Below are 5,456 nucleotides of genomic sequence, written 5' to 3' on the forward strand. Positions count from 1 at the left end.
AATATAATTAGGAAAAGTAGAAGTTCCTTAGCCGTTTTAAATGGCGATGAGTCTCAAGATGATTATATAAAATTGGGCAAAGATATATTTCAATACTATGGATTAGGGTGCCGGAATGTTTCTAAAATTCTTGTGCCTCATGATTATAACAGAGATCGTTTCTTTGAAGGAATTGCTAGCTACGAAAATGTAATCAACCACAATAAGTATGGCAATAACTATGATTACAACCGTACAATGTATTTAATGAGTCAAGTTGATTTTTATGATAATGGCTTTTTAATGTTAAAAGAGGATGAAGGATTGTCTTCTCCTATATCTATTCTGTATATAGAGAGGTATAAAGACCAAGAGCATTTAAATGCTATTATAGAAAGGCATGGAGAAGATATTCAATGTATAGTTTCTTCTTCAGGGCAAAATAGTATTGGGTTTGGTGATGCACAAAATCCTTCTCTTGCAGATTACGCAGATGATATGAATACACTTGAGTTTTTAGTATCCTTAACTCCTAAAAGTTAAACTCCATTGCTCCAATATCTGGTGCGGAATCTGACGTTCTTGAGTTACCGTTAATATCTAGAGGGACTAAATTTCCAATTGTAACATCTCCAGCATTATTGACAATGCTTTGTTTGAATGGACTGAAATCTCCGTTTAGATAGTCTGTAAAGATGGGGTGATGTAAAATACCTTCAATTGTTAGATCATCAGGTGTAGAAATTGTGTTTTCAAAATAAGATGTATTGCTAACATCTTCCCTGTTGATGATGCAGTTTTTAAAAGACACTTCAAAGAGTTCACTGTTACTGATGTTGAAAGCTAATTCTTCATCTAGCGAGCCACTTATAATACAATTTCCGAAAGAGATATTGCTCAATGGAAGGTAGATTGATTCAAAGTTATTATTTACAGTCTGATTGGATAGTTGAACCGCGGATGATGTTCTAATGTCTGTTTGCCAAAAGTTAGCAAAAGTGCAATGGTTGAAGTCATGATTTCCACCTATAAGTTTGAGTAAAGATTCGCCGCAATTTGTTATTAATAAATTTGTAGCCAGGTATGAAGAATTTGTTCCGGTAAGTCCGGCGTTTAGCATGTTTTGGATTTTGGTGTTGTTTATTTCTAAACTCGCAGATTTTACATTTATACCATTATTTGCATTTTTGATAATCGCATAATCAATGTGTATACCTGTATTGTTTTCTTCAATTAAAATACCTTCCCATTGGCCAGGGATATTCTGAAAGCTATAATCTAATCTTGTGCCGCCAAGTTTAACCGGATTGCTAAGTGTTCCATTAATATTCAACGACGCATTTTTACTCACCCATAATAATGAAGCCGAAGAAAAATGGAGGACGGCTCCTTCTTCAATTGTAAGCTGGCAAAGCGAATCAACATAAGCGTGTCCGTAAAATACATGTGGTTTTTCATTAGTAAGTACACTATTGCAGTTCTCGAATCGATGTATTTTGGAATGACCCGGCAATGAATAGTTGGGGAGGTGGTAAATAGCATCTTGTCCGTACGCCACTAGTGCAACGTAAGTTTGTTGTGTTCCAGATTCGAATATAATAGAGTCAGATACGATTAGCGGCTGATTAATTCCATTGGGGTCAATGGTTGCTTCTACAAATACATACATACTATCATTTTCTGCAATTTGTAAATCACTTATGTTTGAGGAAGCTATTCCGTCGACGTTTATATTATAATTGGAATTTTCTCCATTTGATAAACGAATGTTTGAAATCGAAATACTTTGATTGGATGTGTTGTAGATTTTAAAGTTTTTAGTTACCGTTCCTCGTGTTGTAAATACGGTGTCGAATAAAACAGTGTCTACCGAGAAAACAAGATAATCTATAGCTTTATCACTGATTATCGTGTCTTTCTTGCAACTTGAAAAGCCTATAACAATAAACAGTATGAGGGCGAAAACGTTTAATCTCAATGAGGTAAATTTGCGTTAAAAGTAAAATTATGGCTAAATACGCTAGCTCTCTTGAAATATTTCATTAAAAGGAAGAAAAATGCATTTGGCAATTGTCTTATATTGCTTACATTTGCAGCCCAAATTTAGATTTAATGAAAAAAGATATACACCCAGAAGAGTACCGATTTATTGTTTTTAAAGACATTTCAAATGATTATAGTTTCTTAACTAGATCGTCTGCTGTAACAAAAGATACTGTAGTATGGGAAGATGGAAAAGAGTACCCATTATATAAACTGGAGATTTCTCATATGACTCATCCTTTTTATACTGGTAAGATCAAATTAATTGATACTGCAGGTAGAGTGGATAGATTCAAGACAAGATTCCAAAAGCAAATGGATAGTGCAACTGAAATTTCTAAAGCTGCAATCGAAGCTAAAATAGCAGATGATGCTAATGCTGGTGATAACAGTGATGCACAGGCTGCCCAGAAAGCTGCAAAAGCGGAAGTAAAGGCTGCGAAAATTGAAAAGAAAAGAGCGCAAAGAGCTGCTGCTAAAAATGCAAAAGAAGAAGAGAAAATAGCGGCTGAGAAAGCAGCTGAAGCAGGAGAACAAGCTCCTGTTGAAGAAAAAGCTAGCGATTCAGCAACAGAGCAAGTGGAATCAGCAGAAGTTGAAACTACTGAAGCTCCAGAGTCTGAAGCACCTGAAGCAACAGAATCTAAAGACGATTCAGTAACTGAAGGAGAAGCTTAGGAAAAACCTTTCATTTTATATTAAATGATTTAAGAGCCCTATCTTTATAGGGCTTTTTTATTGCTATGAACTATATTCTATTCGATTCAGATACAAGAGTTAATCTACTTCCATTGGTTTTTACTAGACCAGTGTCTTCTCTGCGAGTTGGTATTATTACTCTAAAAGAAAAATGGTCAATTCGTATTAGTGGATCCCTTTCTGTGGATGTGGCAGAGTACCTTAAAAGCAAATTTCCAACTATTATTGAGGATGAAAATATCCTAATAGATTCGTCATTAATTGCAAACGATAATTTATTGAAAGCAATAAAAGAGATGCAAACTGATACTGCATTGATTATTGATGGGAAATTAATTGCAGCTAATGTTAGTAAAGTAAACTATGACCAGTGGATTGAGAAAATCAAAGCAGGTGAAGTTGATATGTTTAAGAATACTACAGAGTATTCAGGTGTGGCTGTACTGATTGGTAATAATACCGATGTGTTTTTGCAAAACGGAAATGAAATAAGGGCAGATTATCAAATATTGACCAAAGATAAAACGTCGACAATATTACACTACTCGAATAGAGTGTTGGGTCAAAATGTTTTTATTGAAGAAGGGGTAGACATTAAGTGCGCTACTCTTAACTGTGAGGATGGCCCGATTTACATTGGCAAGAATGCTAAAATAATGGAAGGTACTCTAATTAGAGGCCCTTTTGCTCTTTGTGAAAATTCTGAAGTAAAGATGGGAGCAAAAATATATGGAGACACAACGATAGGACCATCTTGCAAAGTTGGTGGAGAGGTTAGTAATACTGTATTTATTGGGTATTCAAACAAAGGACATGATGGCTATCTTGGGAATTCAGTAATTGGTGAATGGTGTAACATAGGGGCTGATTCAAATACTTCGAATTTAAAAAACACCTACGGTGAAATAAGTACTTGGAGTTATTCTGAAAAAAAGTTTGTTAGTAGTGGGCAAATGTATTTCGGACTTGTTATGGGTGATTACTCGAAATGTGCGATTAATTCTATGTTTAATTCGGGAACTGTTGTAGGGGTTAATTGTAGTATAGTTGAAACGGGATTTATCAATAAAATGACACCTTCTTTTTCTTGGGTTGTTAATGGAGATATGATTAAATATTCATTTGACAAAGCAGTAGAAGTGGCAAAAACGGTTGCTCTAAGAAGAAATATTTCATTAAGCGATCAAGATGTCGAAATACTAAGACACATATCAGAGCAATCTGATAACGAATAATAAACAGAAAGCAGACAAAATTTCTTACCTATTGCTTTGGCATAGGTATTGTCTAGCTAAAGACAATAATTAGTATATGACATGATGTCATATAAAAACAGAAAGGTTTTAAGAGATGAAAGAAGATTTGAGTTTGAATCAATTGATGCTGGTAAGTGGTGCCGAAATGGATAGCGAGTTTATTCCACTTTTATCACCTGAAGATGAAGAGCAAATTAATGCTGAAGAAACTCCTAGTCAACTGCCAATTCTTCCACTTCGGAATACCGTGCTATTCCCAGGAGTTGTAATTCCAATAACTGTAGGTAGAGACAAATCAATTAAACTCGTTAAGAAATCCTTTAAAGGAGATAAGGTTATCGGTGTAGTGTCACAAAAGAATGATACTGTTGATAATCCGGGAATGGATGACCTTAATAAAGTAGGTACTGTTGCATACATTATTAAAATACTTAAAATGCCTGATGGCAATACTACCGTTATTATTCAAGGTAGAAAGAGATTTGAAATCGATGAAATAGTTAAATCTGAACCTTATTTAATTGCTAAAGTCTCTCCTTATGACGAGGATTCTAAAGTGCCGAAAGACAAAGAATTTAATGCATTAATTTTTTCACTAAAAGATTTAGCTTTTCAAATAATAAAGCAATCTCCTAATATACCTTCGGAAGCTTCTTTTGCTATTAAGAACATTGATAGCCCATCTTTCTTAATCAACTTTATTTGCAGCAATATGAATGCGGAAGTTGAAGACAAACAGAAAATACTTGAAGTTAAGGGGCTTAGAGAGAGAGCAACTTTAGTTCTTAGTTACCTTACGAAGGAGTTGCAGATGCTCGAATTAAAGAATGATATTCAGAGTAAGGTAAAAACGGATTTAGATAAACAGCAAAGAGAATATTTCTTACATCAGCAAATGAAAACTATTCAGGAAGAACTGGGTGGTAACGTGTATGAAGAGGAGTTGGATGAGCTAAAAATAAGAGGAGAAGATAAAAATTGGAGCAAGGAAGTAGTATCTCATTTTGAAAAGGAATTAGATAAACTTCAGCGAATGAATACAGCTTCTTCAGAGTACTCTGTTCAAGTTAACTATGTAGAAACCCTTTTGGATCTTCCATGGAACGATGAGTCTAAAGACCTCTTTGATTTAAAGAAAGCACAGAAGATTTTGGATAGAGATCATTATGGTCTTGAAAAAGTTAAGGAAAGAATTATTGAGCATTTGGCTGTCTTAAAGCTGAAAGGGAACATGAAGTCTCCAATTATCTGTTTACATGGACCTCCAGGAGTTGGTAAAACTTCATTAGGTAAATCAATAGCGGATTCGCTTGGACGGAAATATGTTCGTATGTCATTAGGTGGGATGAGAGACGAGGCGGAGATAAGAGGTCATCGTAAAACATACATTGGTGCAATGCCAGGTAGGATATTGCAGAATCTTAAAAAAGCCAAAACAGCAAACCCTGTTTTTGTATTAGATGAAATTGATAAAGTTGG

At 34.8% G+C, this 5,456-nt stretch carries 5 protein-coding genes; 4 read left to right on the top strand and 1 reads right to left on the bottom strand.

Features of this window, described 5'->3' with window-relative positions:
- On the top strand, nucleotides 1-522 hold a 522-nt coding region (locus HRT72_10925), incomplete at its 5' end, for an acyl-CoA reductase (protein ID NQY68217.1).
- Here HRT72_10925 and HRT72_10930 read toward each other — a convergent pair.
- Complete coding sequence (locus tag HRT72_10930; protein ID NQY68218.1) at nucleotides 512-1,957, bottom strand: hypothetical protein; 1,446 nt, start codon at nucleotides 1,955-1,957, stop codon at nucleotides 512-514. The two genes, HRT72_10925 and HRT72_10930, sit on opposite strands and share 11 nt — an antisense overlap.
- Before the next feature lie 134 nt (nucleotides 1,958-2,091).
- Between HRT72_10930 and HRT72_10935 the strand changes: the two genes are divergently transcribed.
- From HRT72_10935 to HRT72_10945, 3 genes are all read left to right on the top strand, one after another.
- Entirely contained in the window at nucleotides 2,092-2,700 is a 609-nt protein-coding gene (locus HRT72_10935; GenBank protein NQY68219.1) for a type B 50S ribosomal protein L31, read from the top strand.
- A 65-nt stretch (nucleotides 2,701-2,765) separates the two neighbouring features.
- The gene (locus HRT72_10940; protein ID NQY68220.1) at nucleotides 2,766-3,956 is read left to right on the top strand and encodes a glucose-1-phosphate thymidylyltransferase; all 1,191 of its coding nucleotides are present in this window, start codon (nucleotides 2,766-2,768) and stop codon (nucleotides 3,954-3,956) included.
- Between the two features lie 115 nt (nucleotides 3,957-4,071).
- Nucleotides 4,072-5,456: LON peptidase substrate-binding domain-containing protein (locus HRT72_10945; GenBank protein NQY68221.1), on the top strand; the 1,385-nt coding region annotated here is incomplete at its 3' end.

Source organism: Flavobacteriales bacterium, from assembly GCA_013214975.1.
Classification (GTDB): Bacteria; Bacteroidota; Bacteroidia; order DT-38; family DT-38; genus DT-38.